This is a genomic window from Pseudorhodobacter aquimaris, assembly GCF_001202025.1.
GTDB classification, from domain to species: Bacteria; Pseudomonadota; Alphaproteobacteria; order Rhodobacterales; family Rhodobacteraceae; genus Pseudorhodobacter; species Pseudorhodobacter aquimaris.
In genome coordinates, this window is the sequence record NZ_LGHS01000069.1 from 101,530 (window position 1) to 126,902 (window position 25,373).

Sequence of the window (25,373 nt, forward strand, 5' to 3'; positions counted from 1 at the left end):
TGTTTTGCAAGGGGTTTGTCGCGCAAATCAGCCGTGGGTGCAAGGGCTTGTCAGCCCCCTGTCAGGGCCAGAAGCGCCAGAACTTCCGGGCCCATTGCCGCAACGATGCGCCTCACGCCCTCGACATTGGGGTGGATGCCATCGTCTTGCATAAAGGCCGGGTCGATCCCGCCATCCGCAGCGGCGATGGGCGCGAAATAGACCGGGAGCAGCAAGGTATCGAACTGGGCGCTCAGCTCGGGAAAGATCGCCTCAAACTCGGCCTTGTAATCCGCACCGTAATTTCTGGGCGCGATCATGCCCACCAGCAAGACCGGCAGGCCTTTGTCCTGCGCCGTTTGTAAAATCTGCGTGAGGTTGGCGCGGGCAACCGATGGGTCAAGCCCGCGCAGCATGTCATTGCCGCCAAGGTTGACGATCATCGCCTCGGCCCCTGATGCCAAGGCCCATTCCAGCCGCGCCGCCCCCCCTGCGGTGGTATCGCCCGACACACCGGCATTGAGCACCTGCGCCTTGGCACCGTTTTCATCCAGCCAGGCCTGTAGCTGCGGCACAAAACCATCTGCCTGTGGCAATCCGTAGCCTGCCGTCAAGCTATCACCTAATGCCAAAATGCGGGGCGGTTCGGCAAAAACCGCCCCTGCTGCGACGGAAAGCCCAAGCAGTGACGTAAAAACAATGTTGCGTATTGCGCGCACAGCCCCATATCCAAGGGCAGGGCAAGACCGAAGGGCTGATTTCATGACGACACCTATTCTGGGGCTGCAAGATGCAAGCCTGACACTGGCAGGCAATGCGGGTCCGGTAAATATATTACGTGACATCACGCTGGAGGTCATGCCGGGGGAAAGCCTTGGATTGATCGGGCCGTCGGGGTCTGGCAAATCATCTCTCCTTATGGTGATGGGCGGGTTGGAACAGGCCACCTCGGGGCGGGTGCTTGCACTGGGGCATGACCTGACCGCGATGGACGAAGATGCGCTTGCACGGTTTCGCAGGGATAATATGGGGGTGGTGTTCCAATCTTTCCACCTCATCCCGACAATGACCGCACTGGAAAATGTGGCACTGCCCTTGGAACTGGGCGGGGTGCAGGATGCCTTTGGCCGCGCAGCCGAGGAACTGAATGCTGTGGGTCTTGGTGCGCGCATGGATCATTACCCTAGCCAGATGTCGGGCGGGGAGCAGCAACGTGTGGCGCTTGCCCGTGCTGCCGCCCCGCGCCCTGCGATTTTGCTGGCGGATGAGCCTACGGGCAATCTGGACGGTAAAAACGGTGAGGCGATCATGGATTTGCTGTTCGGCCTGCGCGACCGGCATGAGGCGACCTTGATCATGGTCACCCATGCGCCGGAGCTTGCCGCGCGCTGTTCGCGTGTGATCCGTCTGAAAGATGGCCGGATTGATGGCGAAGGTCTGGAGGCCGCCGCATGAAGCAGGCCTTTCGCCTTGCGCGGCGCGAATTGCGCGGCGGTTTGCGCGGCTTTCGCGTGTTTCTGGCCTGTCTGACGCTGGGCGTTGCCGCGATTGCCGCCGTTGGCATGGTCCGCGCCGCGATTGAGGGCGGGCTGGCCGAACAGGGTGCGGCCTTGCTGGGCGGTGATGCGCAGATGGAATTCACTTACCGCCGTGCCAACCCCGAAGAGCTGGCCTTTATGGAGGATATGGCCGCCGCCACATCCGAGGTGATCGATTTCCGCTCTATGGCGGTGGTGGGCGATGACCGCGCGCTGACGCAGGTCAAGGCGGTGGATGCGGCCTATCCCTTGATCGGCGAGGTGGTGCTGGATCCGGTGATGCCGCTGGAGGTGGCGCTTGCGGGTGCTGACGGCCTGCCCGGCGCGGTGCTGGACCGGGTGCTGGTGGATCGGCTTGGCCTTGCGATTGGCGACAGCTTTATGATGGGCAGTCAGAGCTTTTACCTTTCGGCCGTTCTGGTGACCGAACCTGATAGCGCTACGGGCGGCTTTGGCCTTGGCCCGCGGTCGATGGTTTTGACCGAGAGCCTTGAAGGGTCCGGTCTTATTGGTGCCGGTAGCCTGTTTGAATCGCAATACCGTTTGATGTTGCCGCCTGATACCGCGCTGGACGTGGCCAAGGCACAGGCCGAGGATGCCTTTCGAAACAAGGGCATGCGCTGGTCCGATAGCCGCCGGGCAACGCCCGGTGTGGCACGATTTGTTGACCGGATCGGATCGTTTCTGGTGCTGGTCGGTCTTGCTGGTCTGGCCGTGGGCGGGGTCGGGGTTTCGGCCGCTGTGCGCGCCTATCTGGAAGGCAAGGTGACCACGATTGCCACGCTGAAAACGCTTGGTGCCTCGGGGGCGATGATTTTTCAGACGTATCTGATGCAAATCGGTGTGCTGACGGTTCTGGGCGTGATGATGGGGCTGATCCTGGGCGCGGGGGTGCCATTGGCGCTTTCGCCGGTGATTGCGGCCTCTTTGCCCTTTCCGGTGGCCTTCGGGGTTTATCCCGCACCCTTGGCGCAGGCTGCATTCTACGGGATCGTGACGGCGCTTTTGTTCACGCTCTGGCCCTTGGCGCGGGTGCAGAATGTGCGGGTGGCGGTGCTGTACCGTGGCGGTGAGGGCAAGGTCGCTTGGCCAAGCTGGCCGTTGTGGCTGGCGATGGGGGCACTTGTGGTGCTGCTCATTGGCGGGGCGGCATGGCTTTCGGGGCTGGCGCTTTTGGCGCTGTGGTCGGCGGCGGGCGTGGTTGCGGCGCTTGCGATCTTGTGGCTGGCGGCTTTTGCCTTGCGTTTTGGGGCGCGGATGCTGGCGCGGTCGCGGATGACGCGCGGTCGGGTTGGCTTGCGCGCGGCTTTGGCCGCCATCGGCGGGCCGCGGGATGAGGCGGCCTCGGTGATCTTGTCGCTGGGTCTGGGGCTGACGGTGCTTGCCGCCGTGGGTCAGATTGATGCAAACCTGCGCGCCGCGATTGACCGCGACTTGCCTGCCATCGCACCGTCCTATTTCTTTGTCGACATCCAGAACGACCAGATAGATGGCTTTCTGGACCGCACAGAGAATGACCCCGAGGTCAGCAAGGTCGAAAGCTCTCCGATGTTGCGCGGGGTTGTGACCCAGATCAACGGGGTCGATGCGCGGCAGGTTGCGGGCGAACATTGGGTCGTGCGCGGGGATCGCGGCGTGACATATGCCGCGACCCTGCCCGAAGATACCATCCTGACCGGCGGCGAATTCTGGCCCGAGGATTACCAAGGCCCGCCACAGCTCTCCTTTGCCCAAGAGGAGGCGGATGAGATCGGCCTGACCCTTGGCGATACCGTCACCGTGAATATCCTCGGGCGCGATATCGAGGCCGAGATCACCAGCTTTCGCGAGGTGGATTTTTCCACCGGCGGTATGGGCTTTGTGATGATGCTGAACCCTTCGGCGCTTGCGGGGGCGCCCCATACCCATATCGCTACGGTCTATTCCACGCCCGAGGCAGAGGCCGCTTTGCTGCGTGATGTGGCGGGGGCCTATCCCAATATCACGGCGGTGCGCGTGCGTGATGCGATCAACCGTGTGGCGGATGCCTTGTCGGCGATTGCCACGGCGACCGCCTGGGCGGCGGGGGCGACTTTGCTGACCGGCTTTGTCGTGCTGATCGGGGCGGCGGCGGCAGGGGAACGCAGCCGCGTTTATGAGGCCGCGATCCTGAAAACCCTTGGCGCCAGCCGGGCACAGATCATGGGCAGTTTCGCGCTGCGATCGGGCTTGACGGGGGCGGCGGCGGGCATCGTGGCAATTGCTGCGGGCGGGGCGGCGGCATGGGCCGTGATGCATTTTGTGATGGAAGTGGATTTCGTGTTCGAACCCGTCTCGGCGCTGGCCATCGTCGGCGGCGGTGTTCTGGCGACATTGCTGGCGGGTCTGGCCTTTGTCTGGCGGCCGCTCAAGGCACGTCCGGCACAGGTTTTGCGTGCGCAGGAATGATGCTTTGGGGGCTGGCAAGGGCAGCGGTTTGCGCTAGGCTGGCCGCGATATTTTACCGGAGATTGCTATGGATATGCGTGCCATCCTTGACCGGCTGATCGGTTTTGAAACTGTCAGCCATATGACCAACGTGCCGTTGATACGCTATGTCGAAGGGCTCTTGGCCGATGCGGGGATTACCTCGACGCTGATCTTTGACGAGACCGGCGAGAAGGTGAACCTCTATGCGCGGGTCGGGCCAGAGGATGTGCCGGGGGTGGTTTTGTCGGGCCATGTCGATGTGGTCCCGGTTGAGGGGCAGGCCTGGACCCGCCCGCCTTTCGCGCTGACCCAAGAGGGTGACCGGCTTTACGGGCGCGGCACCACCGATATGAAGGGTTTCGATGCCTGCGCGATTGTCTGCATGCTCAAGGCGGCTCAGCGGGATTTGAAGGTGCCGTTGATCCTCGCGCTGTCGCATGATGAGGAAATCGGCTGTCGTGGAGTCGGCTCCATGATCGATGCGATGGCCGAATGGCCGGTGCAGCCGCGCCTTTGCGTTGTTGGCGAACCGACCAGCATGGAGGCGACGATTGGCCATAAGGGCAAGATCGCGCTGCGGGTCAGCTGTACGGGGCGGGGCGGGCATAGCTCGGCCGCACCCAATGCCTTGAACGCGATCCATCTGGCGACGGATTTTATCGGCGCCGTGCGGAAGCTGCAGGCAGAGGTGGCCGCATCCGGTCCCTTTGATCGCGATTACGGCGTGCCCTATACCACCTTGCATGTCGGCAAGATCAACGGCGGGGTGCAGGTGAATGTCGTTGCTAACGCCTGTGTGATCGATATGGAAATCCGGTCGCTTGCCGAGGACGATCCGGCGCGGCTGATCGAGCGGTTAAGGACCGAGGCCGAGGCGATTGTCGCCCCCCTGCGCGGTGATTTCCCCGAGGCCGCGATCGAGATAGAACGCCTGTGGGATTACCCCGGACTTGGCACCGCGCCGGATGCCGATGTTGTCAGCCTTGTCAAAGGGCTGACCGGCGGGAACACCCACGGCAAAGTTGCCTTTGGCACCGAGGGCGGCATGTTTGCAAAGCGGCTTGGCCTGCCCACGGTGGTCTGCGGCCCTGGTTCCATGACCCAAGGGCATATGCCGGATGAATATGTCGAAATTGCCCAGCTGGAACGTTGCGAGGCGATGCTGGATGCTTTGCTGGCACGCTGCGAGGTGGGGTTTTGAGCATGATGCATTGTGCAGACAGGATTGACCGCCTATGGGATTGACCCTGACCTCTCTGCCCCAGATCGCAGGACTTGACTATGACGACATCATCGATGTGCGCAGCCCGTCAGAATATGCCGAGGATCACATCCCCGGCGCGATAAACCTTCCGGTTCTGGATGATGCGGAACGGGCAGAGGTCGGTACGATCTACAAACAGGAAAGCCCGTTTCGGGCGCGAAAAGTGGGGGCGGCATTGGTTGCGGCCAATGCGGCGCGGCATCTTCAAGGCGCGCTGGCAGATAAGCCCGGTGGCTGGCGGCCCTTGGTGTACTGTTGGCGTGGTGGTCAGCGGTCGGGGTCTTTTGCCTCGATCCTGTCGCAGATCGGCTGGCGGGTGGAATTGGTTTCGGGGGGGTACAAAGCGTACCGGCATCTGGTTGTCGATGCGCTTTATGATATGCCATGCCCCAGCCCCGTTGTCTTGCTTGGCGGTGATACCGGAACGGCCAAAACCGCGCTGTTGCACAGATTGGCCGCGCGGGGCGCACAGATGCTGGACCTTGAGGGTTTGGCCAATCATCGCGGCTCGCTGTTCGGCGCGATGGCAGGGGGGCAGCCAAGCCAGAAAACTTTTGAATCGCGTCTTGCCGCCGCAATGGCCAAGCTGGACCCCGACCGCGTTGTGGTGGTGGAGGCCGAAAGCTCCAAGGTCGGGAATTGCCGTTTGCCGCCGGGCCTGTGGAAGGCGATGACAGCCGCCCCGCGATTAGAGGTGGTCGCGCCGGTTCCGGCGCGCGCGCGCTATCTTGTGTCTGCCTATGCCGATATGGTGCAAGACCCCGCAAGGCTGGCCGCGGTCATTTCCCGCTTGCGTGGCGCACAACCGCAAGAGCAGGTTACGGCGTGGCTGGCGATGGCCACCGAGGGTGAATTTGAAGACCTCGCAGCGGGGCTGATGACCGAGCATTACGATCCGCGATATGCCAAGCATCGCGCAAGGCTGGATCAAGGGGTGGAGACCTTTGAAACCGATAGCCTTGAAAGTGAGGCGCTTGATCGCCTGGCCGATCGGTTGATGATGCAGTTGGGATGATTTTGCCCTTGGCCGGGCTGTTCAAATTTGCGGTATTGGCCGGTTTTCGGGGCGCTGAAACCTCTGTCAAATCAGGTGCAGTTTAAGTAATGTGCAGTAAGGTCATCAAATTAACCAAGAGGGAGCGGCATGGGAACAATTGTGGTTGCCACCGATTTTTCGGACCGGTCAGATCAAGCCGTTGAACGCGCCGCTTTGATCGCCGTCCGCAGGGATGCACGGCTGCATATTGTGCATGCCGTCGATGATGACCAGAAACAGCGGCTTATTGACAGTGAAATCGCCGCTTCGCAGGAGCTGTTGCAAGAGGACGCCCAAAGGTTGCGCGCGGCCCATGCCAGGCTGACCTGCACCACCGATGTCGTGCTGGGCGACCCGTTTGAGGGTATCGGCAAAGCGGCCGACAGTGTTGCGCCAGCGCTTGTGGTGTTGGGCGCCCATCGCCGCCGCTTGTTGCGGGATGTCTTTGTCGGCACCACGGCGCAGCGTACGATCCGCCGCACGCGCAGGCCGGTATTGATGGTCAATGCGGCGCCCACCCGTGATTATGGCAATGTGATGTTGAGCACGGATTTCTCTGATGCATCGCGTGCTGCGGCCCAGACACTTGCCAAGCTGAATCTGGCAGATCCGCATGATGTGACCTTGCTCCATGTCTATGAGACCTTGGCCGAACAGATGCTGTTTCGCAGCGCGCTGACGACACAGCAAATGGCGCGGCACCAGTTCGAATTAAAGCGAGAGGCCGATCGCGCGCTTGCAACCTTCCTTGCATCGCTTGCACCGATGAGCCCCAAGATGATGGCCAGCCCCTATGAGTCCAGTGTTTCCGACTCTATTTTGCAGGTGGCGCGTGAGCAGGGGGCAGATCTGATCGTGGCTGTCAGCCAAGGCCGCAATGACCTTAGAAAAACGCTTCTGGGCAGCGTGGCAGAGGAGGTTTTGCGCCGCGCTGATCGTGATGTGCTGATAATTCCGCCTGAAACAGAGGAATGACCCCCCGTAGATAGTTCACCGTCAGGCCCGCAGCGTTGCACCGTCTGATACCCCCTATGGATTTTTGGTATATTTGGGTTTTATGGACATTATTGTGATCACCACCATCATTGCCTCGCTTTTCTTATTGATTGGCGCGGCAGAACCCTTGGCAAAGCATTTGCGGCTGCCTTATGCGGTGATCATTGCTGTTCTTGGGATTATGGTTGCGGCGGGGGCCACGTTCTTTTTGCGCACCGAATTGACCGATGCGCTTAATCCGGTGGCAGTGGCGATTTTGGCGCTGCCGATACGGTCCAATGTGTTTTTGTATGTGTTTCTGCCGACCTTGGTGTTTCAGGTGACCTTGGGGTTGAACCTGCGGCGCATGGCAGATGATTGGGTGCCGATTTTGGTGCTGGCCGTGGTGGCGGTTTTTGTGGCGACCTTTGTGGTCGGATATTCGCTGGCCTATGTCAGTTCGCTTAGTCTGGCGGCGGCATTGCTGGTTGGGGCGATTGTCTCTACCACCGATCCGTCTGCGGTGGTGAGCATCTTTCGGTCGATCTCGGCGCCGCGACGTCTGGCGCGGATCATTGAAGGTGAAAGCCTGTTGAACGACGCCGCGGCCATCGCGCTGGCTGCGGTGTTCATGCAATATGTGCGGACCAATTCCCCCGACCCGTCGGTACAAAGCGCGCTGGCACAGTTTCCGGTGTTGCTGATCGGCGGGGCTGTTGTCGGCTGGATTGCCGCGCGGATCACGATCTGGATCATGGCTCTTTTCAGCCGTTATGAGCTGGCGGTGATTTCGGTTTCCATCACCTTGCCCTATTTATCCTATATCATCGCGGAGCAAAGCGTTGGCGCGTCGGGTGTGATTGCCGTTGTGGTTGCGGCGATGACGCTGCAACTTACGGGGCCGGGGCGCTTGCCGCCCGGAACATGGCAAAACCTGCGTGAGGTTTGGGGGCTTTTGGCGCATTGGGCCGGCGCGCTGATCTTTATTCTGGCAGCCTTGCTGATTCCGCGCATGTTGGAAACGGTGCAATGGTCGGATCTGGGCTTGATCGTGGTGGTCGTTGTGGCGGCGATTTTTGCCCGCGCGATCATTCTTTACGGCTTGTTGCCGCTGCTGACCCGGCTGCGTCTTTCACCCAAGGTGGAGCGTCCTTACCGCGTGGCGATCATGTGGGGGGGGTTGCGCGGGGCGGTGACGCTCTCGCTGGCGCTGGCTGTCACCGAGAGCCTTACCATCCCGCCCGAGATCAAACGGCAGGTCGCGGTTCTGGCCACCGGCTTTACCCTGTTCACATTGCTGGTGCAGGGGACCACCCTGCGTCTGGTGATCGGCTGGTTGGGGCTGGACAAGCTGTCACCGCTGGATAACGCGCTTTACAGTCAGGTGATCGCGGTTGCCTTGCAAACCGTGCGCGAAGATCTGGCGAAGGTGACGGACAACTATGACCTGACCAAGGAAACCGTGCGCGCCGAGGCCAAGAAATTCGGCGAGCGTTTGGAATCAGCCGTGAAATCTGCTGATGGCAAGACCGAGATCCCCGACCGTGACCGGATCACCCTGGGACTGGTCGCGCTTGCAAGTGCCGAGCGTGATTCCCTGCTGGCGCGGTTTCGGGACCGGACAATTTCGGCCGGCTTGTCCGAACGTTTGCTGCTGGATGCGGATGCATTGATCGAGGGGTCTCGATTTGCCGGGCGTGACGGCTATAAGGCGGCCTCCAACCGCAGTCTTGGTTTCGGACGCTGGTTGCGTCTGGCGGTGTTTATGCACAATCGGCTACGGTTTTCCCGTCCTCTGGCACATATCACGGCGACGCGGTTTGGATTGCTGCTGTCACAGCGGCTGGTTCTGCGGGATTTGCACGGTTTTATTGATGGGCGCATCCGCCGCATCCATGGCCGCCGTGTGGCGGAATTGCTGCATGCTATGCTCGACCGCCGGATTGAGGGGGTGGAGCAGGCGCTGGACGGGTTGCGGCTGCAATACCCCGGTTATGCCGAAGAGATGGAGCGGCGCTTTATCCGGCGTGTCGCATTGCGGCTGGAAGAACGTGAATACGATTCCTTGATGGAAGACGGCCTGATCGGCGAAGAGGTGCATTCGGCGCTGACACTGGATATCGGTGCGCGCCGTGACCGTGCAGAGGCCTCTCCTCTGCTGGATCTGGCGATGCAAAAGAAAGAGTTGGTGCGCCAGTTCCCACTGTTTTCGGAAATGGATGACGCCGTATTGAACCGCCTGGCCCGCAATCTTGTCACGCGCTACGTCAATCCCGGTGAATGGATCCTGCGGCGTGACAGCGCGTCCCGCAACGTCTATTTCGTCGCCTCCGGGGCGGTGGAAATGGATGTGGCAGGTCAGACCTGGCGTCTGGGACGAGGAGAGATGTTCGGCCAAATGGGGATGCTGATGCGCAAACCCTCACGCGCTGCGGTCCGCGCGATTGCACCTTCCACCTTGCTGATGCTGGATGAGGCCCGGTTTTTGCGCCTGCTCAAACGCAGTAAAGCCATTCAGGAGGCCGTGCGTGCCAGTGCTAAAAGACGTGGAATTCCGATCGATCAACTGTCGATGGAGGGATAGGACGGGGCCGTGTTGCCTTTGGGCAAAATATGGCCTGATGACATAAAGCGTCATATATGCTGCTTTGAACGGCATCTTGTTACCGATAAAGCGCCCATAACCGTAAAATTAGGTTTTTCAGACGCTAGTTGGGAAATAATTAAGGTTTTTGGACCTAACGTCATGTAGCAAGTAACAGGGACCGCGGGAATGCATGGGCTGATCAACAGGGCAATTCAACGCTATGTGCGTGATACGCATGGCGATGCCGCTTGGGCTCAGGTCGCGCGGCAAGCCGGGCTTGGCTTCGAGGGTTTCGAAGCGATGTTGCTCTATGATATTTCCCTGACCGAGGCGGTGTTGACCGCCGCAGAACGGGTGCTGAACCGTCCACGTGAGGTGATCCTGGAAGATCTGGGAACCTTCCTTGTGTCCAACCCCGGGCTTGATAGCCTGCGCCGTTTGTTGCGCTTTGGGGGTGCCACTTTTACGGATTTCTTGCTGACATTGGAGGATACGCGGGGACGCGGGCAGCTTGCGCTGCCGGACATAGATCTGCCGGTGTTGGATCTCTATGAGATATCGCCGTCTCTTTATGCGCTGCAATGCCAGTTCCCGATTGCAGGAACCGGACACGTCCTTGTGGGTTTGTTGCGTGCAATGGCGGATGATTACGGTGCACTGGTTCTGCTGGACCATGACGGCAATAGCCTTGATGGCGAGGTGGTCCTTATTCATTTGCTGGAAGTATCTTATGCAGAGGGGCGGAGTTTCGATCTGACCCTTAGGGGTGTGTAAATGGTAAGCGAAGCCTTAAAACAACCGCTGCTGATTGAGCGGGCATCCGTAAATAGGCTGATGCCAATGCATATCTGGGTGTCATCAACGGGTGTGATCGAATCTGCCGGTACGACCTTGCGAAAAGTTTTTGGCAAAACGAAGTTAGAGGGTGAGTGCTTTTTCGATGTGTTCGAGGTCCGCGGTCCGGGCGGGATTTTCGCAGTAGATGATCTGCACCGCCGCGCGGGAGAGGCCTTATCCATTGGCCCCCGGATTGCATCGGGCGCATATTCCTTGCGCGGAATTGCGGTTCCGCTGGTGCAGGAAGGGTCGGTTCTGCTGAACCTTTCATTCGGGGTTGGCGTTATTGAGGCGGTCTCGGCTTTTCAACTGACCGCTGCTGATTTCGCGGCGACGGATCTGGCGATGGAATTGCTCTATCTGGTAGAGGCAAAGACGGCCGTCACCGAAGAGTTGCGCCAGCTGAATTTGCGCCTGAAAGGTGCCCGTGATGCGGCAGAACTACAGGCTTTGACCGATATGCTGACCGGGCTGCGTAACCGTCGCGCCCTGGATCTTACGATGAGCGAATTGATCGACAGGCAGATACCCTTTGGCTTGATGCATATCGATCTCGATTACTTCAAGGCCGTCAACGACACGTTGGGCCATGCCGCGGGCGATCATGTCTTGCGTGAGGTGGCCAGATCGCTTTTGTCCGAGACACGGGAATGCGATACCGTTGCACGCGTGGGTGGAGATGAATTTGTTATTATATTCAAGGAATTGACCAGCGCCGACAAGCTTTCTGGTATCGCTGACCGCGTTGTGGAACGCCTAAGAGAGCCTACCTTTTTTGGAGGCAAGCCATGCCGCATTTCGGCCAGTATCGGCATTACCATATCCACAAACTACAACCCGCCAGAAGCGGATCGTATGTTGAGCGATGCTGATGAGGCGTTGTATGCCTCCAAGAATGCGGGCCGCGGACAGGCACAAATGTTCAGGTTGCCGATGGATGACAGGCGCGTATCAGGCAACTGAATAAAGTCGTAAAGGACCGGTTTCTATCCACCTTTGTGGCCGAGGCACGCTCGCGCCGATGATCACGCGGATTTGGGTAATAGCCTTTGGACAATCAAACGAAAGGGGATCAGCGCGACCACCGAGAGCGATAGCTTCACGCCCCAATCCGCCACTGCCAGGGATACCCACAAGGGCAGCTCCGCACCAAAACCGAGCAGGGGCAATGGCTCATTCGCCCATGCAATATCATTGGCCGGCTCCAACCAGATCAGCCATGTCGAAAAGGCGATGGTAAAGAAAATCATCGTATCCACCGTCGCCCCCACCAGTGTGGAAACCATCGGCGCACGCCACCACGCCCCGTTGCGGAGGCGATCAAAAATAACGATATCCAACAGCTGGGCTGTCAGAAATGCCGTGCCGGATGCAATCGCGATGCGTAATGTGACCAGCGGCCCGAAGTCTCCGACGATTTGCGTGCCGATGAAAGAGCAGAGCAGCCCGACGCCAAACCCGACCAGAACCACCCGCCGCGCGGCGGCGGCACCATAGATGCGGTTTATCAGGTCGGTAACCAGAAATGCGAAGGGATAGGTGAATGCACCCCATGTCAGCCATTGGCCAAAAAGAAATTGCACAAGGATATTCGAGGCCACAACGATGGCCGCCATGGCGAGGACGCCGGGGATCAGATTTCGGGTCATTGCTATTTTCCGTTTTATCAAGGTGGCGGAGACTTGGCCCCAAAAATGTTCGGGACGTCTTGGCCTTACGCGCCTGCATGGATGTTTGTCAATGCGGCCCAGTCATCGAATTACGCGGTATTCCACAATTTCGGTGCGCTGCGCCCAAAAGAAATTGTCATCCGACATCATAGTCAGATGAATATCCCCCCCGGCATCCCGCCAAACGGCAAGCGCCTCCAGATTGTCGTATGTTGCGGGGGGGGCTTTGCATCTCGATCTGCTCATCGTGAAATCCCCCACTGTTGAGTGCAAAGCTGCGCACCCGGCTGGAAAAGCCGAACGCCCCGTGAAAGCCGCGCTCCAGCAGATAAAAGCGCCCGTCGGGGCCAAAATCGGCGCCAACAGGATCGAATGTTCTGGTACGCGGGATTTGCAGGGTTTTGCTCCAGCGCCCATTGGCATAGCGGTAAACGGGCAAGGGGCCCCGGCCCCTCGGGTTTTCGGGCAGGGTATAAAGTGCGCCATCGGCATCAATGGCCAAGGCTTCCAACCCGCAATTGTCGCGCAGCGTGGCATATTCCGGCGGACGAGGCAGGTCACGGCCGGGCTGGGCCAGATCGTCAAAGGCCATGATCCGCGCGAAGGCATGCCCCTCAAGGCTGATATAGGTTTGCCCATCTGGCGCGCGCGCCATGCCTTCGGTATCGGCCCGGTGCCCGCTTAGCTGGGCGGTATCGATGTCACGCAAAGGGGCCACGGGGGTGGCCTCTATTGCCTCTATATTGCCTTGGGCATCGCGGATTATCCGCCCCTCGGTCCAGCCGGCACGGTCGCTTATCGCGGTGAAATGCAGCCCGTCAGCAGAGATTTCCATTCCCGAAAAGCCACCATGTTTTGGGTCATCGCTGTGCCAGGCAAAGGTGGCAAGGAAGCCCGGCCCGCGCAGGGGTGCCGCACTCCCCTCAAGTGCAAGCAGCCCGCACAGCCCGACAATCAGCGTGCGTTGAGAACGTTTTTGCACTGGTTCGGCAGGTCCGCCATTGTGAATTGACGTGGTCTTTTGCGGGGGGCGGTTTTCTTTTTCGGTTTCGGGGTGGCTTTGGGTGGGTTCAGATAATCGGTCACCCACCAGCGCAATGTGTCATCACAGCCGTTCCCCCCCTTGGACAGCGTGGCAACGCTTGGCTTTTGTGTGACACAGCCCGAAGCCCCTCGCGGACATTTCAGACGCACATGAAAATGCGTGTCATGCCCGGCCACGGGTCGGATTTTCTGTAACCACTTCTTGTCTGAGGGCCGCGCGGTTTTGCACATTTCCAGCTTGACGGCGGCGGCCACGAAAATCCGGTCCACCCGCTTGTCAGAGGCAGCAGCCTTGAGCAGCGCATGGTGGCTGCGCGTCCAGTTTTTGGTCACAGCGCGCTGGTTGGCGGATCGCACAGGAATGGAGCCGATCTTTTCCCGCTCACTGCGCGACAGGTTCAACCGGCTGGGCGGGCGCATCCAGACATCGGCATCCAGCCCGATCTGGTGGCTGGCATGACCCGATGTCATCGGCCCGCCGCGCGGCTGGGAAATATCCCCGATATAAAGCCCCTTCCATCCGACCTTGACTGCCGTGCGGCTCAGATCCTTGAGGTAGTCGATCATGACCGGCTGACCCCAGTGGCGATCTCGCGACAGGCGCATGGCCTGCCATGTCGGCCCGCTTTCGGGCAGCTGTACCTGGCCCGCGCCGCAGCCCTTGGCATAGGTGCCGATGGGCATGGGCGCTTGGCGTGACGGGGTTTTCTGGGCACCAAACAGGTGATTGGCCAGTGGATCTGCCTGAAGCGGCGCGGCCAGTCCCGTCAACAGCAGGCCAAGGAAAAACGGCTTTAGCATCACGGTGCCCCTCTGTTTTGGTCCCCTTGCGGTTTTACCCAAAACAGCAGAACCAGCCCGATCAGAAATAGCACGATCAATGGGGAAATGCCAAGTTGCTGGCTTTTGGTGATATCCGTCACCACCCCGATTGACAGGGGCGCGACAAAGGAGGTGGCCTTGCCCGCCAGTGCATACAGGCCAAAGGCTTCGGTCATGCGGGCAGGGTCGGCTTGATGGACCATCATCGTGCGGCTGGCCGATTGCAGCGCCCCCCCGCATGCGCCGATCAAAGCCCCCATGATATAAAACGCGATATCGGGCAGGGCGCTGCTGGCGGCAACGGGGATGCCGAAAACCGATGTGCGCGAAATCATCGCCACGCCGATTGCCACGCCGGTCAGCGCCAGAACACAACAGGCGATCACCGGCTTGGGGCCGAAACGGCTGTCTGCCTTGCCGCCCAGCCATGCGAATAGGGCACCGGAAAAGGCGGCGAGGATGCCAAAGATGCCCACGTCAATCACGCTCCACCCCAAGACGCCGACGGCATAGATGCCCCCGAACACATACATACCGTTCAAGGCGTCGCGGTAAGCCATCGAGCTGCCGAGAAAGGCGAACAGGCTGCGCCTTGCGGGCAGGCCCTTCAGGCTTTGAACCAGATCGGGCAGGGCGGTTCTGGCGGCGGCTGTGATGGACATTGCGGCGGGGCGGGCTGGTTCGCGCACCCAGAGGAAAAAGGGCAGCATGAAAACCGCGTACCAGAGTGCCGTGAACGGCCCGACGGCCCGCGTGCCTTCGCGTGCGGCGGCATCCAGCCCGAACAGCGGCGCGATGCCCAGCAGGGTCTTGCCTGTTGTCCCCTCAGCCAACAGTAACAGCATGATGATAAGCGAGAGCAACCCGCCCAGATATCCAAACGCCCAACCCGAGCCCGAGATCCGGCCGATCTCTTCTCGGGGGCCAAGGTCGTGCAGCATCGCATTGGAAAAGATGGTCGCAAACTCCATCCCGATCAGCCCGAGCGCAAAAGAGCCCATAACAAAGAACAGGTTGAAATCATTCGGCGCGGCATACCAAAGCCCCCATGAACCCAGCACATAAAGCACGGAAAACAGCGCGATAAACCGCATCCGCCCGCCAGCCTTATCCGCGATCACCCCCAAGAGGGGCGCCATCAGCGCAATCACAAGCCCCGCCAGCCCGATCCCATAGCCCCAGACGGTTTGGGCGCGGCTGCCATCGCCCAACATATCCGCGATATAGGGCGCAAAGATAAAAGTGATCAGCAGGGTGCTATAGGGTTGGCTTGCCCAGTCGAAAAAGAACCAGCCCCAGATCCGTTTCTTTGTGCGCGTCATCACTGCCTCCTGCGTTGGGTGTGATCAAGCCCGAAACCGGCGGGCGGCGCAAGGGCGCGGTTCAGTCCTGCATCGGTGGCCAGGGCCGGTCGGCGTCGGCATCAATCCACGCCTGCACCCAATCGGGCAGGGTGGGGCTTTGCGCTGATTGGCCGAGGGCTTCTAGCACCTTAGCGGGGGGCACGATCCCGGCCTTGGAGGTGATCGCGCAGCGCAGCATGACGTGGCTGGTGCAGTCGCCATCCTTCCACATGCTTTGCTCTATATAGATAAAGCGCGCATCCCAACCGATACAACGGCTGTGCATTTCCACCCGCGCGAACAGCCGCACACGGCGGCGATAGCGCGTACTGGCACCGGCAACCGTCATCCCCCAGCGGTTGGTCTTGAGCAGCTTATGCAGGCCGGTGCGTTCCCCCAAGGGAATACGGCCCATGTCATAAAGCGTCAGCGTGCGCCCGTTGTTCAGCTCCCACCACGGGTCGATATCTTGGGGCCAGCAACGGTGGTGGCTGATATGGGTGCCCAGAATAGGCAGAGGGGGAGCATTGCGGAACTTCCACAGCTCTTTGTACATGCGCAGATAGGGATACATCGCGGCCTCCTTTTGTGGGTTGGTTGCCGCACTGCGGCGCATTGGTCAAGCACAACCCAGCGGAAACGGTTGCCCTTTTTGCGCAAGCGGCTTACCTATCCACAATCCATAGTGGCCGGAGCCCCCTAAATGACCTCTTTGTTCGAAATCCTGATGCTGTTGCTGCAAGTCGCACAATTTTTCATCATCGCACATATCATCATGAGTTGGCTGATCAACTTTCAGGTGCTGAACCTGCGCCAGCCCTTGGTCGGCCAGATCTGGTACGGTTTGAACCGGATATTGGAACCTGCCTATTCGCGTATCCGGTCGGTCCTGCCACAAGGGTTGGGGCTTGACCTTGCGCCACTGGTCGCAATTCTGGCGATCTATGTGCTGCGCATTGTTCTGGTGAATAACGCCGCCATGTTTTATTGATCTCAAATGACTGACCCTTCCGATCTTCTTGCCTCTGTTTTCGGGTTTTCCGAATTCCGGCCCGGTCAGGCCGAGATCGTCGAGGCCGTTCTGGCCGGTCAGAATACGCTGGCGATCATGCCAACGGGGGGCGGGAAATCCCTGTGTTTCCAACTGCCCGCGCTGTGCCGCGAAGGGGTGACGGTTGTTATCTCGCCGCTAATTGCCCTGATGCGGGATCAGGTGCGCGCCCTTCGCGCGGCGGGGGTTGAGGCGGGCGCGCTGACCTCTGGTAACACCGATGAGGAAACCGAAGAGGTGTTCCGCGCGCTGGATGAGGGCCGCCTGAAGCTTTTGTACCTTGCGCCGGAACGGCTTGCCTCGGGGGCGTCATTGCAGATGCTGCGCCGGATCGGGGTGTCCGCGATTGCGGTTGATGAGGCGCATTGTGTCAGCCAATGGGGCCATGATTTCCGCCCTGATTACCTGCGTATCGGGGAGTTGCGCCGCACGCTGGATGTGCCGCTTGCCGCCTTTACCGCCACCGCGGATGAGGAAACCCGTACCGAGATCATCACCCGGCTGTTTGATGGTCAGACGCCCTCGACATTTCTGCGGGGGTTTGACCGGCCCAATATCCATCTTGCATTTGCTGTCAAAGACAACCCGCGCAAGCAGATCCTGGCCTTTGCCGCCGGGCGCAAGGGGCAGTCGGGCATCGTGTATTGCGGCACGCGGGCCAAGACCGAAACACTGGCCCAGGCGCTGCGTGAGGCGGGGCATCTGGCCACCTCGTACCACGGTGGTATGGATGCCGAGGATCGCCGCACCACCGAGGCCCGTTTCCAACGTGAGGACGGGTTGATCGTGGTGGCGACTGTGGCCTTCGGGATGGGGATCGACAAGCCCGATATCCGTTGGGTCGCCCATGCCGATCTGCCCAAATCCATCGAGGGCTATTATCAAGAGATCGGTCGTGCGGGTCGTGATAGCGCCCCCGCAGAAACTTTGACGCTTTACGGACCCGATGATATCCGACTACGCCGCTCTCAGATTGACGAGGGGCTTGCCCCGCCGGAGCGCAAGGACGCCGATCATGCCCGCCTGAATGCGCTTTTGGGTCTGGCCGAGGCGACGGGATGTCGGCGTCAGGTGTTGCTGGGGTATTTCGGCGAAACCTCAACCGCTTGTAAAAATTGTGATATCTGTGACCGGCCCGCCTTGGTGTTTGATGCGACCGAGGCCGTGCGCAAGGCGCTTTCGGCGATTTTGCGCACGGGCGAGACCTTTGGCGCGGGGCATCTGATCGATATACTGACCGGCAATTCCACCGAAAAAGTGCGCCAGCGCGGCCATGACCAATTGCCAACCTTTGCCGTGGGCAAGGAGCTTTCCAAACCTGCGTGGGGTGCGGTTTTCCGTCAGATGATGGGGCGCGATCTGGTGCGTCCCGATACCGAACGCTATGGCGCGCTGCGCATGACCGATGCCGCGCGCCCGATTTTGCGTGGTGAGGAAAATATCACCCTGCGCAAGGATACGATCCAGTCGGCGGGCGCGCGCCCTGTGGTCAAGACGATGGTCTCGGAGGAGGATGCGCCGCTACTGTCCGCCCTCAAGGCCAAACGTCGCGCCTTGGCCGAGGCGGCCCGCGTACCGGCCTATGTGATCTTTCCCGACCGCACCCTGATCGAGATGGCCGAGAGCCGCCCTGCGAACCTTGACGATATGGCGCGGATCAACGGCATCGGCGCGAAAAAGCTGGAAAGCTATGGCTCTGCCTTTCTGGCGGTGATCACCGGCGCGCAAACTGCGCAGCTTCATCCGCAACGGATGCGCCTTGCGGGGCGGGACGCGGGCGCGGTTTTTGACCGGCTGGCACAGGTGCATCTGGATTTGCAGCGCGGGCCGGAGGGTATCGACAAGCCGCTTTCCTGTACCCAGACCACCCTGCGCCATATCGCCGAACGCCGCCCGGCCACATTGGCCGAGATGGAGCGTATCCCCGGCATGGGCGCGCAAAAGGCTGAGCGTTTCGGCGCCGCATTTCTAACCGTTGTTGCGGGGGATTGACCTGGTGTTTTGCCCGCGCCCTACCGGAGGATCTTTGTTATGCTGACTGTTATTTCCCCTGCCAAACGTCTGGATGACGGCGCAACCCTGCCCGAAGGCATGACGACGACGGTGCCGCAATTCAGCGCCGATGCAAAGGTTCTGGCAGGCGTCGCGCAAGACCTTAACGCCGACGATCTGCGCAAGTTGATGCATATCTCGGCGTCTTTGGCGGATCTGAACGTCACCCGTTTTGCGCAGTTTGCCGATGCGGAAACGAAACCTGCCGCCTTGTTTTTTGCCGGTGATACCTATGCGGGGCTAGAGGCGAAAACCCTTGACGCCGATGCGCTACGTTGGGCGCAGGACCACCTGCGGATCCTGTCAGGGCTTTACGGGATGTTGCGCCCGCTGGATGCGATTGCGCCCTACCGGCTGGAAATGGGGAGCAAGCTGAAAAACCCGCGCGGCGCTGATCTTTATGCCTATTGGCGCGCCGAGATCGCGCCTGCGATCAACAAGCTTGCCGCGGATGTGCAGGCGCGCGCCTTGGTCAATTGCGCCTCGATCGAATATTTCGGCGCGGTGGATGTGGATGCGTTGACCATCCCCGTCATCACGCCGACCTTCCTTGAGGAAAAGAACGGCGAGGCCAAGATCGTCAGCTTTTACGCCAAGAAAGCCCGCGGGGCGATGGCACGTTTCATTGCGGAAAACCGTTTAACGGACCCCGAGGCGCTTTGTGATTTCAACACAGGTGGATATGCCTATGACAGGGCGCGGTCTTCGGCGCTGGCCCCTGTCTTTTTGCGCAGGGCATGAGTATTCGCGCCTTAAGTCGGGGCGGCAAATAATTTGAGAATGATTATCAATATCATTGACAGTTGCGAATGGTTCGCATTATCTATGGCCAAACACAAAGTGGAGCCAGAAGAATGACAGTTTGCCGGAACCGACCCCTGACAAGTCTAATGATGCTTGGCGCGACCTGCCTTTTCGCGCTTTCGGCCAACGCGCAAGGCACGGATAAGCCGTTCAAGGTGGTGACCACTTTCACCATCCTGCAAGACATCGCGCAGAATGTGGCAGGCGATGCCGCCGAGGTGGTTTCCATCACCAAACCGGGCGCGGAAATCCACGGATATGAGCCGACACCGCAAGATATTGTAAAGGCGTCGGGCGCGGATCTGGTGCTTTATAACGGGATGAACCTTGAGATCTGGTTCGAACAATTCATCGCCAACCTCGGGGATATGCCCTCTGCGGTTTTGACTGATGGTATCACGCCGATCTCGATTTCCGAGGGCGATTATGAGGGCAAGCCGAACCCGCATGGTTGGATGGGTTTGGATAATGCGATGGTCTATGTCGACAATATCCAACAGGCATTTGCCCGGCATGACCCCGAAAACGCCGAAACCTATGCCCTGAACGCCGAGAGCTACAAGCAACAGATCCGCGAGACGGTTGGCCCCTTGCGCGACCGTATTCTGGCACTGCCCGAGGAAAGCCGCTGGCTGGTCAGCTGCGAAGGGGCGTTCAGCTACTTGGCGCATGATTTTGGTTTGCAAGAGCTGTACCTCTGGCCGATCAACGCCGATCAGACCGGCACCCCGCAACAGGTCCGCAAAGTGATTGACGGTGTGCGCGAACACAAGATCCCGGCGGTGTTTTGTGAAAGCACGGTCAATCAGGCCCCGGCCAAGCAGGTCGCGCGCGAAACCGGCGCGGAATATGGCGGGATGCTCTATGTTGACAGTCTGACCGAAGCTGATGGCGCGGTGCCGACCTATCTTGACCTCTTGCGTGTTGATGCCGAAACCCTTGCAGATGCGCTTGCACCGCAGACCGAGTAGGTATTTGGTGTGAATATAAACGTCTCCAGCACTGCCCAGAAGGATCGCTTCATGCTTGACCAATCGCCCCGGACGCCGCGCCCTGCCAGTTTTGGCGGGGCGTCGGGCGGCATTATGGTGCGTGATGTCACCGTGACCTATCGTAACGGTCATACCGCGCTTTATGACGCCAGTTTTGAGATTCCGCGCGGGACGATTACGGCGCTGGTCGGGGTGAACGGTGCGGGAAAATCGACGCTTTTCAAGGCGATCATGGGGTTTGTGCCTGCTGCGCGTGGCGAAATCCGCCTGCTCGGTAAAACGGTCAAAGAGGCGCTTGCGGCCAATCTGGTTGCCTATGTTCCGCAATCCGAAGAAGTGGACTGGGCCTTTCCGGTTCTGGTTGAGGATGTGGTGATGATGGGGCGCTATGGGCATATGGGCTTTTTGCGCCGTGCCCGTGCCGCCGATCACGCGGCGGTGGACCAAGCCCTTGACCGTGTCGGCATGCTCGATTTCCGCAAACGCCAGATCGGGGAGCTTTCTGGCGGGCAGCGCAAGCGCGTGTTTCTGGCACGCAGTCTGGCGCAGGATGGTCAGGTGATCTTGCTGGACGAACCCTTCACCGGCGTCGATGTGAAAACCGAGGAACAGATCATTACCCTCTTGCGTGAGCTGCGCGATGAGGGGCGGGTGATGTTGGTCTCGACCCATAACCTTGGTTCTGTGCCTGAATTTTGTGACCGCACGGTTCTGGTCAAAGGTACCGTGCTGGCTTTTGGCCCGACCGAAGAGACCTTTACCCGTGACAATCTGGAACATGCCTTTGGCGGTGTTTTGCGCCATTTCACCCTTGGTGCCGGTCAGCTGCATGATGATGACGACCCGCGTGAGGTGACGGTGATTTCGGATGATGAACGCCCCTTCGTCCAATATGGCGCCAAACATCGTGCCCACGCCGGGCTGTCCAAGAAAACCGGAGGTGCCGCGTGATCGCCACCTTGTTGGAGCCATTCGGTTACAGCTATATGTTCAATGCGATGTGGGTCTCGGCGCTGGTTGGCGGGGTATGCGCGTTTTTGTCGTGCTACCTTATGCTCAAAGGTTGGTCGCTGATCGGTGACGCGCTCAGCCATTCTGTCGTGCCGGGGGTTGCTGGGGCCTATATGCTGGGCCTGCCTTTTGCGCTTGGGGCGTTTTTGTCGGGCGGTTTGGCGGCGGGGGCGATGCTGTTTTTATCGGGTCGTTCGGGCCTTAAAATCGATGTGATCATCGGCATCATTTTTACATCGTTTTTCGGTCTTGGGCTGTTCATGCTGTCATTATCGCCGGCCTCGATCTCGATCCAGACCATCATCATGGGCAATATCCTTGCCATCACGCCCGAGGATACGTTGCAACTGGCCATCATCGGCTTTGTCAGCCTTGCGGTGCTTTTGGCCAAGTGGAAGGATCTGATGGTGGTGTTTTTTGACGAAAACCATGCGCGCACCATCGGCTTGCGGCCTGATGTGTTGAAGGCGGTGTTTTTCCTGTTGCTCTCGGCCTCTATTGTGGCGGCGATGGTGACGGTGGGCGCGTTTCTGGTGATTGCCCTTGTGGTGACACCGGGGGCGACGGCCTATTTGCTCTGTGACCGTTTTCCGCGTTTGATCGTTTTGTCGGTGATCATCGGCTCGGTCACCAGCTTTCTGGGCGCCTATGCCAGCTATTTTCTGGATGGGGCGACGGGGGGCGTGATCGTGACGCTGCAAACGGTGATCTTCCTGCTGGCCTTTGTGTTTGCGCCCAAACACGGGATGCGGGCGGCGCGGGCCAAGGCGCGGGCGGCCCTGCGCAAGGGCCCGATGGCGGAGGCACAGACATGATCGACGCGTTGCTTTTGCCGTTCCAGTTTCCCTTTATGCAGAACGCCTTTTGGATTGCGCTTTTGGTCGCGCCACCCACGGCCTTGTTGTCATGCTTTTTGGTATTGAAAGGCTGGGCGCTGATGGGCGATGCCGTCAGCCATGCGACGTTGCCGGGGATCGTGCTGGCGTGGATGCTGGGGTTGCCGTTGATCGTGGGGGCGTTTTCGGCGGGGATGCTTTGCGCGCTTGCCACCGGCTATTTGGCGGATAACGGGCGGGTGAAACAGGATACGGTCATGGGGGTGGTGTTCTCGGGGATGTTCGGCGTCGGGATCATTCTTTATACCTCGATCAGCACGAACGAGCATCTGGACCATATCCTTTTTGGCAACATGCTGGGCGTGGGGGCCAAGGACCTTTGGACATCGGGGGTGATCGGGGTGCTGGTTGCGGGGCTGTTGGTTTTGAAGTGGAAAGATCTGCTGCTCCATGCCTTTGACCCGGCACAGGCACAGGCCTCGGGGTTGCGGACGAACTGGTTGCATTATGGGTTGCTCAGCCTGTTGTCGCTGACCATCGTCTCGACGCTGTCATCGGTGGGGTTGATTTTGGCCGTGGCCTTGCTGATCACACCCGGCGCCATCGCCTTTTTGCTGGTGCGCAGTTTCGGGCAGATGATGATTGTTTCAGTGCTGGCCTGTCTGGGGTCGATGCTGGCTGGATGCTATGCCAGCTTTTACCTTGATAGCGCGCCTGCCGCGACGATTGTGCTGATCTTGACCTTGGTGTTTATCATAGCCTTTGTGCGCAGGCTTTATATCACGCATCAAACCTCACAGCGGATGGCCCCGCCCGTATAAGAGGCGGGGCGCGCAGGGTTAATCAGGCGTTTTGCGGAAAAGCGACTGCGCGGTATAGACCAGAATGGCCGCGCCCGCCGCCCCCATCGCCGCCACGCCAAGCAGGACGACCACATCAATCGGTCCGCCAAGATCGCGGAAATGCGAATTGGTCATGGCTTGGACGAACAGCACGGCGGCAATCGCGCCAAAGGGCATGGAAAGCTGTGCCAGAAGAAATTTCTTCATCGACATTTCGCGGTCGCGGATCAGTACATAAAGGTAGGCGACCGTCACCACGACTGCCACAGCGACCATGCCCCAGAACAGAGCGCGGCCAAAGATTTCCTCAAAAACCGCGATCATCGTCTCTAATGTAAGTTGTTCCATGGTTTTCCCCTTATGCCTTGCCGCGCAGCATGGCGTTATAGGTGGCTTTCAGGGCCACTTCCTTCATCAACCAGCTGATCCACAGCTCCTCTAGCGGGGCGATGATGCCCGGAAAGGAAGGGACGAGGTTGTTGTTGTAATCAAACTCCACCAGCATCGCGCGCCCGACGCGGGTGATCATCGGGCAAGAGGTGTAGCCGCCATAGGTGGCCGTGCCCTCATTGCCCTGAATGGCCGCGACCAGATGGTCCTCGACCACGGGCACCTGAAACTTGACCGAAGCTGCGGTTTTGCCCTTTGGCACGCCCGCAACATCGCCGAGGGCAAAGATTTCAGGGAAACGCAGGTGACGCAGGGTTTGCATATTCACCTCGGCCCAGTCCTGACCGACCCATTTATCGACCCAGCTGAGGCCCGACTCGCGGACGAAATCGGGGGCGCGCTGTGGCGGGATGACGTGCAGGTAGTCATAGGGCATTTCCACGTCGCCCGCTGGTGTGGCGAAGGTCGCGCGCTTTGCACCCGGCTCAATGGCTTTGAGGACATGGCTGTAATGGGGCGTGATGCCGCGATCCAGAAACAGCATCCGCACCTTTTCCGAAACAATCGGCACACCGAAAAGCGTGTGGTCATGGGCGGCGTAATGCATGTCATGCTTGCCCGGGCCCGCAGTGCGCTTGGCGATGTCGTCGATCAGGAAGGCGTGTTTCAACGGCGCGCCTGCGCATTTCATCTCAGTGATTGGGCGGGTGAAAATGCCGACGCCGCCCTCTTCGGTAAACTTCTGTGCGGCGGTCCATGTGCGTGCCGCTGCATCCGGCCCTGCATAAAGTGCGCCAATACCATTGGTGCCGATCAGATCAAGCGAGAACCCCTCAATCGCGTCATGGTCCAGCACAAGGCCGGGGGCGAGGATCAGAAAGTCATAGGAGAGGGTTTGCCCGCTGGCGGTGCTGACGGTCTTGGCTGTGGGGTCAACGGCGGCGACAGCCTCGGGGAAATGGGTGATGCCCTTAGGCAGCCAATCGGTGGTTTTGGATTGCGTATATTCCGCAGGTTTCAACCCCGCCGCAACCAATGTCAGGCCGGGTTGGTACAAATGGTCAACACGCGGGTCAAGGATCGTAATCTCGGCCCCGTCCAGCCGGTCCACCAGCCGGTTGACAAGCGCCGTACCTGCGGCCCCTGCGCCGATCATCACAATCTTGGCCTTGGTTTTGATGCGCGCTGCCTTGGCCGGTGTTGTGGCTGCGATGGCCAGACCACCGGCAACCAATCCCAAAAATCCGCGGCGGGAGGCTGATAATTCATTGAACTGGTTCATATAGGACTCCCTTGAAATACGTGCAGGCCGATGGTTGGCAGGCGTTGAACTATACATTCGTAAAACAGAATTTATAATGCAAAAGGTTTTCGGGCATTGATCTGCGTCAATACAGCGCGGAAATGATGCCGCGGCTGCCTTGTGCCGGAGCGCGGATCAGCGGGGGGGGCGGGTCAGCACGAATATTGCCGCGCCGCCCATAAACAAAACCTGCAGCCCCAAGGCGTAGGCAGGCGCACCGGCCACTAAGGCGCCGATGAAGGCCGCTGTCATCATGCCTACGGCCATTGCCTTATGTTTCGGGGCGATGGCGCCATTGCTTTGCCAGCTTGCCAGTGCGGGGCCGAACGTCTGGCTTTGGACCAGGCGCGCATGCAGGCCGGGTGCGCTTTTGGCAAAGGAAAATGCCGCCAGAATGATGAAGGGCGTGGTGGGCAGCAGGGGCAGAACCACGCCTATTGCGCCCAAAAACAGCGCAGTGCCGCCCAATACCCGCCAGCCCCAAAGCGACAGGAATGCACGCGTGCCGTTACGTGGAGCGGGGTTGGTCATCGGGTATCCCTTGATATT

The 25,373-nt window shown here is 59.7% G+C and carries 24 protein-coding genes; 15 read left to right on the forward strand and 9 right to left on the reverse strand.

Annotation, left to right across the window (positions count from 1 at the left end):
- Positions 1–50: 50 nt before the first annotated feature.
- On the reverse strand, positions 51–743 hold the full coding sequence (locus AKU94_RS14110; RefSeq protein WP_198144914.1) for an arylesterase: 693 nt from the start codon (positions 741–743) through the stop codon (positions 51–53).
- Between AKU94_RS14110 and AKU94_RS14115 the strand changes: the two genes are divergently transcribed.
- From AKU94_RS14115 to AKU94_RS14150, 8 genes are all read left to right on the forward strand, one after another.
- Positions 742–1,434 (forward strand): ABC transporter ATP-binding protein, encoded by a 693-nt coding sequence (locus AKU94_RS14115; RefSeq protein WP_050527901.1) that lies wholly within the window; start codon positions 742–744, stop codon positions 1,432–1,434. The genes AKU94_RS14110 and AKU94_RS14115 overlap by 2 nt on opposite strands.
- On the forward strand, positions 1,431–3,944 hold the full coding sequence (locus AKU94_RS14120; RefSeq protein WP_050527902.1) for an ABC transporter permease: 2,514 nt from the start codon (positions 1,431–1,433) through the stop codon (positions 3,942–3,944). Before AKU94_RS14115 ends, AKU94_RS14120 begins: the two co-directional genes overlap by 4 nt.
- A 67-nt stretch (positions 3,945–4,011) precedes the next feature.
- Entirely contained in the window at positions 4,012–5,166 is a 1,155-nt protein-coding gene (gene argE, locus AKU94_RS14125) for an acetylornithine deacetylase (protein ID WP_050527903.1), read from the forward strand.
- Between the two features lie 34 nt (positions 5,167–5,200).
- The gene (gene mnmH, locus AKU94_RS14130) at positions 5,201–6,244 is read left to right on the forward strand and encodes a tRNA 2-selenouridine(34) synthase MnmH (protein ID WP_050527904.1); all 1,044 of its coding nucleotides are present in this window, start codon (positions 5,201–5,203) and stop codon (positions 6,242–6,244) included.
- Between the two features lie 129 nt (positions 6,245–6,373).
- Complete coding sequence (locus AKU94_RS14135; RefSeq protein WP_050527905.1) at positions 6,374–7,240, forward strand: universal stress protein; 867 nt, start codon at positions 6,374–6,376, stop codon at positions 7,238–7,240.
- An 82-nt stretch (positions 7,241–7,322) separates the two neighbouring features.
- On the forward strand, positions 7,323–9,824 hold the full coding sequence (locus tag AKU94_RS14140) for a cation:proton antiporter (protein ID WP_050527906.1): 2,502 nt from the start codon (positions 7,323–7,325) through the stop codon (positions 9,822–9,824).
- Positions 9,825–10,013: 189 nt separating this feature from the next.
- The gene (locus AKU94_RS14145; RefSeq protein ID WP_050527907.1) at positions 10,014–10,601 is read left to right on the forward strand and encodes a heme NO-binding domain-containing protein; all 588 of its coding nucleotides are present in this window, start codon (positions 10,014–10,016) and stop codon (positions 10,599–10,601) included.
- 66 nt (positions 10,602–10,667) lie between these two features.
- Positions 10,668–11,627, forward strand: a complete 960-nt coding sequence (locus AKU94_RS14150) for a GGDEF domain-containing protein (protein WP_232295773.1) — start codon at positions 10,668–10,670, stop codon at positions 11,625–11,627.
- Positions 11,628–11,689: 62 nt separating this feature from the next.
- Here AKU94_RS14150 and AKU94_RS14155 read toward each other — a convergent pair whose 3' ends face one another.
- From AKU94_RS14155 to AKU94_RS14175, 5 genes are all read right to left on the reverse strand, one after another.
- The gene (locus AKU94_RS14155; RefSeq protein ID WP_050527909.1) at positions 11,690–12,313 is read right to left on the reverse strand and encodes a queuosine precursor transporter; all 624 of its coding nucleotides are present in this window, start codon (positions 12,311–12,313) and stop codon (positions 11,690–11,692) included.
- Between the two features lie 157 nt (positions 12,314–12,470).
- The gene (locus AKU94_RS14160) at positions 12,471–13,316 is read right to left on the reverse strand and encodes an esterase-like activity of phytase family protein (protein WP_050527910.1); all 846 of its coding nucleotides are present in this window, start codon (positions 13,314–13,316) and stop codon (positions 12,471–12,473) included.
- A complete protein-coding gene (gene mepA, locus AKU94_RS14165; RefSeq protein ID WP_050527911.1) occupies positions 13,289–14,179 on the reverse strand; it encodes a penicillin-insensitive murein endopeptidase in 891 nt (296 codons plus the stop codon). The genes AKU94_RS14160 and mepA overlap by 28 nt, the downstream gene beginning before the upstream one ends.
- The gene (locus AKU94_RS14170) at positions 14,179–15,522 is read right to left on the reverse strand and encodes an MFS transporter (RefSeq protein WP_050527912.1); all 1,344 of its coding nucleotides are present in this window, start codon (positions 15,520–15,522) and stop codon (positions 14,179–14,181) included. Before AKU94_RS14170 ends, mepA begins: the two co-directional genes overlap by 1 nt.
- Before the next feature lie 61 nt (positions 15,523–15,583).
- Positions 15,584–16,117 carry an acyl-CoA thioesterase gene (locus tag AKU94_RS14175; RefSeq protein ID WP_050527961.1) on the reverse strand — a complete coding sequence of 178 codons (534 nt, stop codon included), beginning with the start codon at positions 16,115–16,117 and terminating at the stop codon, positions 15,584–15,586.
- A 129-nt stretch (positions 16,118–16,246) separates the two neighbouring features.
- Here AKU94_RS14175 and AKU94_RS14180 point away from each other — a divergent pair, with 129 nt between their 5' ends.
- The 7 genes from AKU94_RS14180 (at position 16,247) to AKU94_RS14210 (ending at position 23,110) form a co-directional block, all read left to right on the forward strand.
- Positions 16,247–16,534, forward strand: a complete 288-nt coding sequence (locus tag AKU94_RS14180) for a YggT family protein (RefSeq protein ID WP_050527913.1) — start codon at positions 16,247–16,249, stop codon at positions 16,532–16,534.
- 6 nt (positions 16,535–16,540) lie between these two features.
- A complete protein-coding gene (gene recQ, locus AKU94_RS14185; protein ID WP_050527914.1) occupies positions 16,541–18,586 on the forward strand; it encodes a DNA helicase RecQ in 2,046 nt (681 codons plus the stop codon).
- A gap of 39 nt (positions 18,587–18,625) precedes the next feature.
- Positions 18,626–19,387: a peroxide stress protein YaaA gene (yaaA, locus tag AKU94_RS14190; RefSeq protein WP_050527915.1), complete on the forward strand. Its 762-nt coding sequence runs from the start codon at positions 18,626–18,628 to the stop codon at positions 19,385–19,387.
- 152 nt (positions 19,388–19,539) lie between these two features.
- Positions 19,540–20,421, forward strand: coding sequence for a metal ABC transporter substrate-binding protein (locus tag AKU94_RS14195; RefSeq protein ID WP_050527962.1), 882 nt, complete (start codon positions 19,540–19,542; stop codon positions 20,419–20,421).
- Between the two features lie 51 nt (positions 20,422–20,472).
- Positions 20,473–21,393, forward strand: coding sequence for a manganese/iron ABC transporter ATP-binding protein (locus AKU94_RS14200; RefSeq protein ID WP_050527916.1), 921 nt, complete (start codon positions 20,473–20,475; stop codon positions 21,391–21,393).
- A complete protein-coding gene (locus tag AKU94_RS14205; RefSeq protein ID WP_050527917.1) occupies positions 21,390–22,268 on the forward strand; it encodes a metal ABC transporter permease in 879 nt (292 codons plus the stop codon). The genes AKU94_RS14200 and AKU94_RS14205 overlap by 4 nt, the downstream gene beginning before the upstream one ends.
- Complete coding sequence (locus AKU94_RS14210; protein ID WP_050527918.1) at positions 22,265–23,110, forward strand: metal ABC transporter permease; 846 nt, start codon at positions 22,265–22,267, stop codon at positions 23,108–23,110. The genes AKU94_RS14205 and AKU94_RS14210 overlap by 4 nt, the downstream gene beginning before the upstream one ends.
- An 18-nt stretch (positions 23,111–23,128) precedes the next feature.
- On the opposite strand, the gene AKU94_RS14215 is transcribed toward AKU94_RS14210, so the two are convergent.
- From AKU94_RS14215 to AKU94_RS14225, 3 genes are all read right to left on the reverse strand, one after another.
- Positions 23,129–23,479, reverse strand: coding sequence for a DUF5368 domain-containing protein (locus tag AKU94_RS14215; RefSeq protein WP_050527919.1), 351 nt, complete (start codon positions 23,477–23,479; stop codon positions 23,129–23,131).
- A gap of 10 nt (positions 23,480–23,489) precedes the next feature.
- Positions 23,490–24,803 (reverse strand): NAD(P)/FAD-dependent oxidoreductase, encoded by a 1,314-nt coding sequence (locus AKU94_RS14220; protein WP_050527920.1) that lies wholly within the window; start codon positions 24,801–24,803, stop codon positions 23,490–23,492.
- A 156-nt stretch (positions 24,804–24,959) separates the two neighbouring features.
- The gene (locus AKU94_RS14225) at positions 24,960–25,355 is read right to left on the reverse strand and encodes a YbaN family protein (protein ID WP_050527921.1); all 396 of its coding nucleotides are present in this window, start codon (positions 25,353–25,355) and stop codon (positions 24,960–24,962) included.
- Positions 25,356–25,373: the final 18 nt, after the last annotated feature.

Coding starts and splice junctions, on each gene's coding strand:
- recQ (WP_050527914.1), top strand. CDS start 16,541: ATGACTGACCCTTCCGATCTTCTTGCCTCTGTTTTCGGGTTTTCCGAA.
- AKU94_RS14140 (WP_050527906.1), top strand. CDS start 7,323: ATGGACATTATTGTGATCACCACCATCATTGCCTCGCTTTTCTTATTG.
- AKU94_RS14145 (WP_050527907.1), top strand. CDS start 10,014: ATGCATGGGCTGATCAACAGGGCAATTCAACGCTATGTGCGTGATACG.
- AKU94_RS14110 (WP_198144914.1), bottom strand. CDS start 743: ATGAAATCAGCCCTTCGGTCTTGCCCTGCCCTTGGATATGGGGCTGTG.
- AKU94_RS14225 (WP_050527921.1), bottom strand. CDS start 25,355: ATGACCAACCCCGCTCCACGTAACGGCACGCGTGCATTCCTGTCGCTT.
- AKU94_RS14175 (WP_050527961.1), bottom strand. CDS start 16,117: ATGTATCCCTATCTGCGCATGTACAAAGAGCTGTGGAAGTTCCGCAAT.
- AKU94_RS14120 (WP_050527902.1), top strand. CDS start 1,431: ATGAAGCAGGCCTTTCGCCTTGCGCGGCGCGAATTGCGCGGCGGTTTG.
- mepA (WP_050527911.1), bottom strand. CDS start 14,179: ATGCTAAAGCCGTTTTTCCTTGGCCTGCTGTTGACGGGACTGGCCGCG.
- AKU94_RS14150 (WP_232295773.1), top strand. CDS start 10,668: ATGCATATCTGGGTGTCATCAACGGGTGTGATCGAATCTGCCGGTACG.
- AKU94_RS14200 (WP_050527916.1), top strand. CDS start 20,473: ATGCTTGACCAATCGCCCCGGACGCCGCGCCCTGCCAGTTTTGGCGGG.
- AKU94_RS14215 (WP_050527919.1), bottom strand. CDS start 23,479: ATGGAACAACTTACATTAGAGACGATGATCGCGGTTTTTGAGGAAATC.
- yaaA (WP_050527915.1), top strand. CDS start 18,626: ATGCTGACTGTTATTTCCCCTGCCAAACGTCTGGATGACGGCGCAACC.
- AKU94_RS14170 (WP_050527912.1), bottom strand. CDS start 15,522: ATGACGCGCACAAAGAAACGGATCTGGGGCTGGTTCTTTTTCGACTGG.
- AKU94_RS14210 (WP_050527918.1), top strand. CDS start 22,265: ATGATCGACGCGTTGCTTTTGCCGTTCCAGTTTCCCTTTATGCAGAAC.
- AKU94_RS14180 (WP_050527913.1), top strand. CDS start 16,247: ATGACCTCTTTGTTCGAAATCCTGATGCTGTTGCTGCAAGTCGCACAA.
- AKU94_RS14115 (WP_050527901.1), top strand. CDS start 742: ATGACGACACCTATTCTGGGGCTGCAAGATGCAAGCCTGACACTGGCA.
- argE (WP_050527903.1), top strand. CDS start 4,012: ATGGATATGCGTGCCATCCTTGACCGGCTGATCGGTTTTGAAACTGTC.
- AKU94_RS14195 (WP_050527962.1), top strand. CDS start 19,540: ATGCTTGGCGCGACCTGCCTTTTCGCGCTTTCGGCCAACGCGCAAGGC.
- AKU94_RS14220 (WP_050527920.1), bottom strand. CDS start 24,803: ATGAACCAGTTCAATGAATTATCAGCCTCCCGCCGCGGATTTTTGGGA.
- mnmH (WP_050527904.1), top strand. CDS start 5,201: ATGGGATTGACCCTGACCTCTCTGCCCCAGATCGCAGGACTTGACTAT.
- AKU94_RS14135 (WP_050527905.1), top strand. CDS start 6,374: ATGGGAACAATTGTGGTTGCCACCGATTTTTCGGACCGGTCAGATCAA.
- AKU94_RS14155 (WP_050527909.1), bottom strand. CDS start 12,313: ATGACCCGAAATCTGATCCCCGGCGTCCTCGCCATGGCGGCCATCGTT.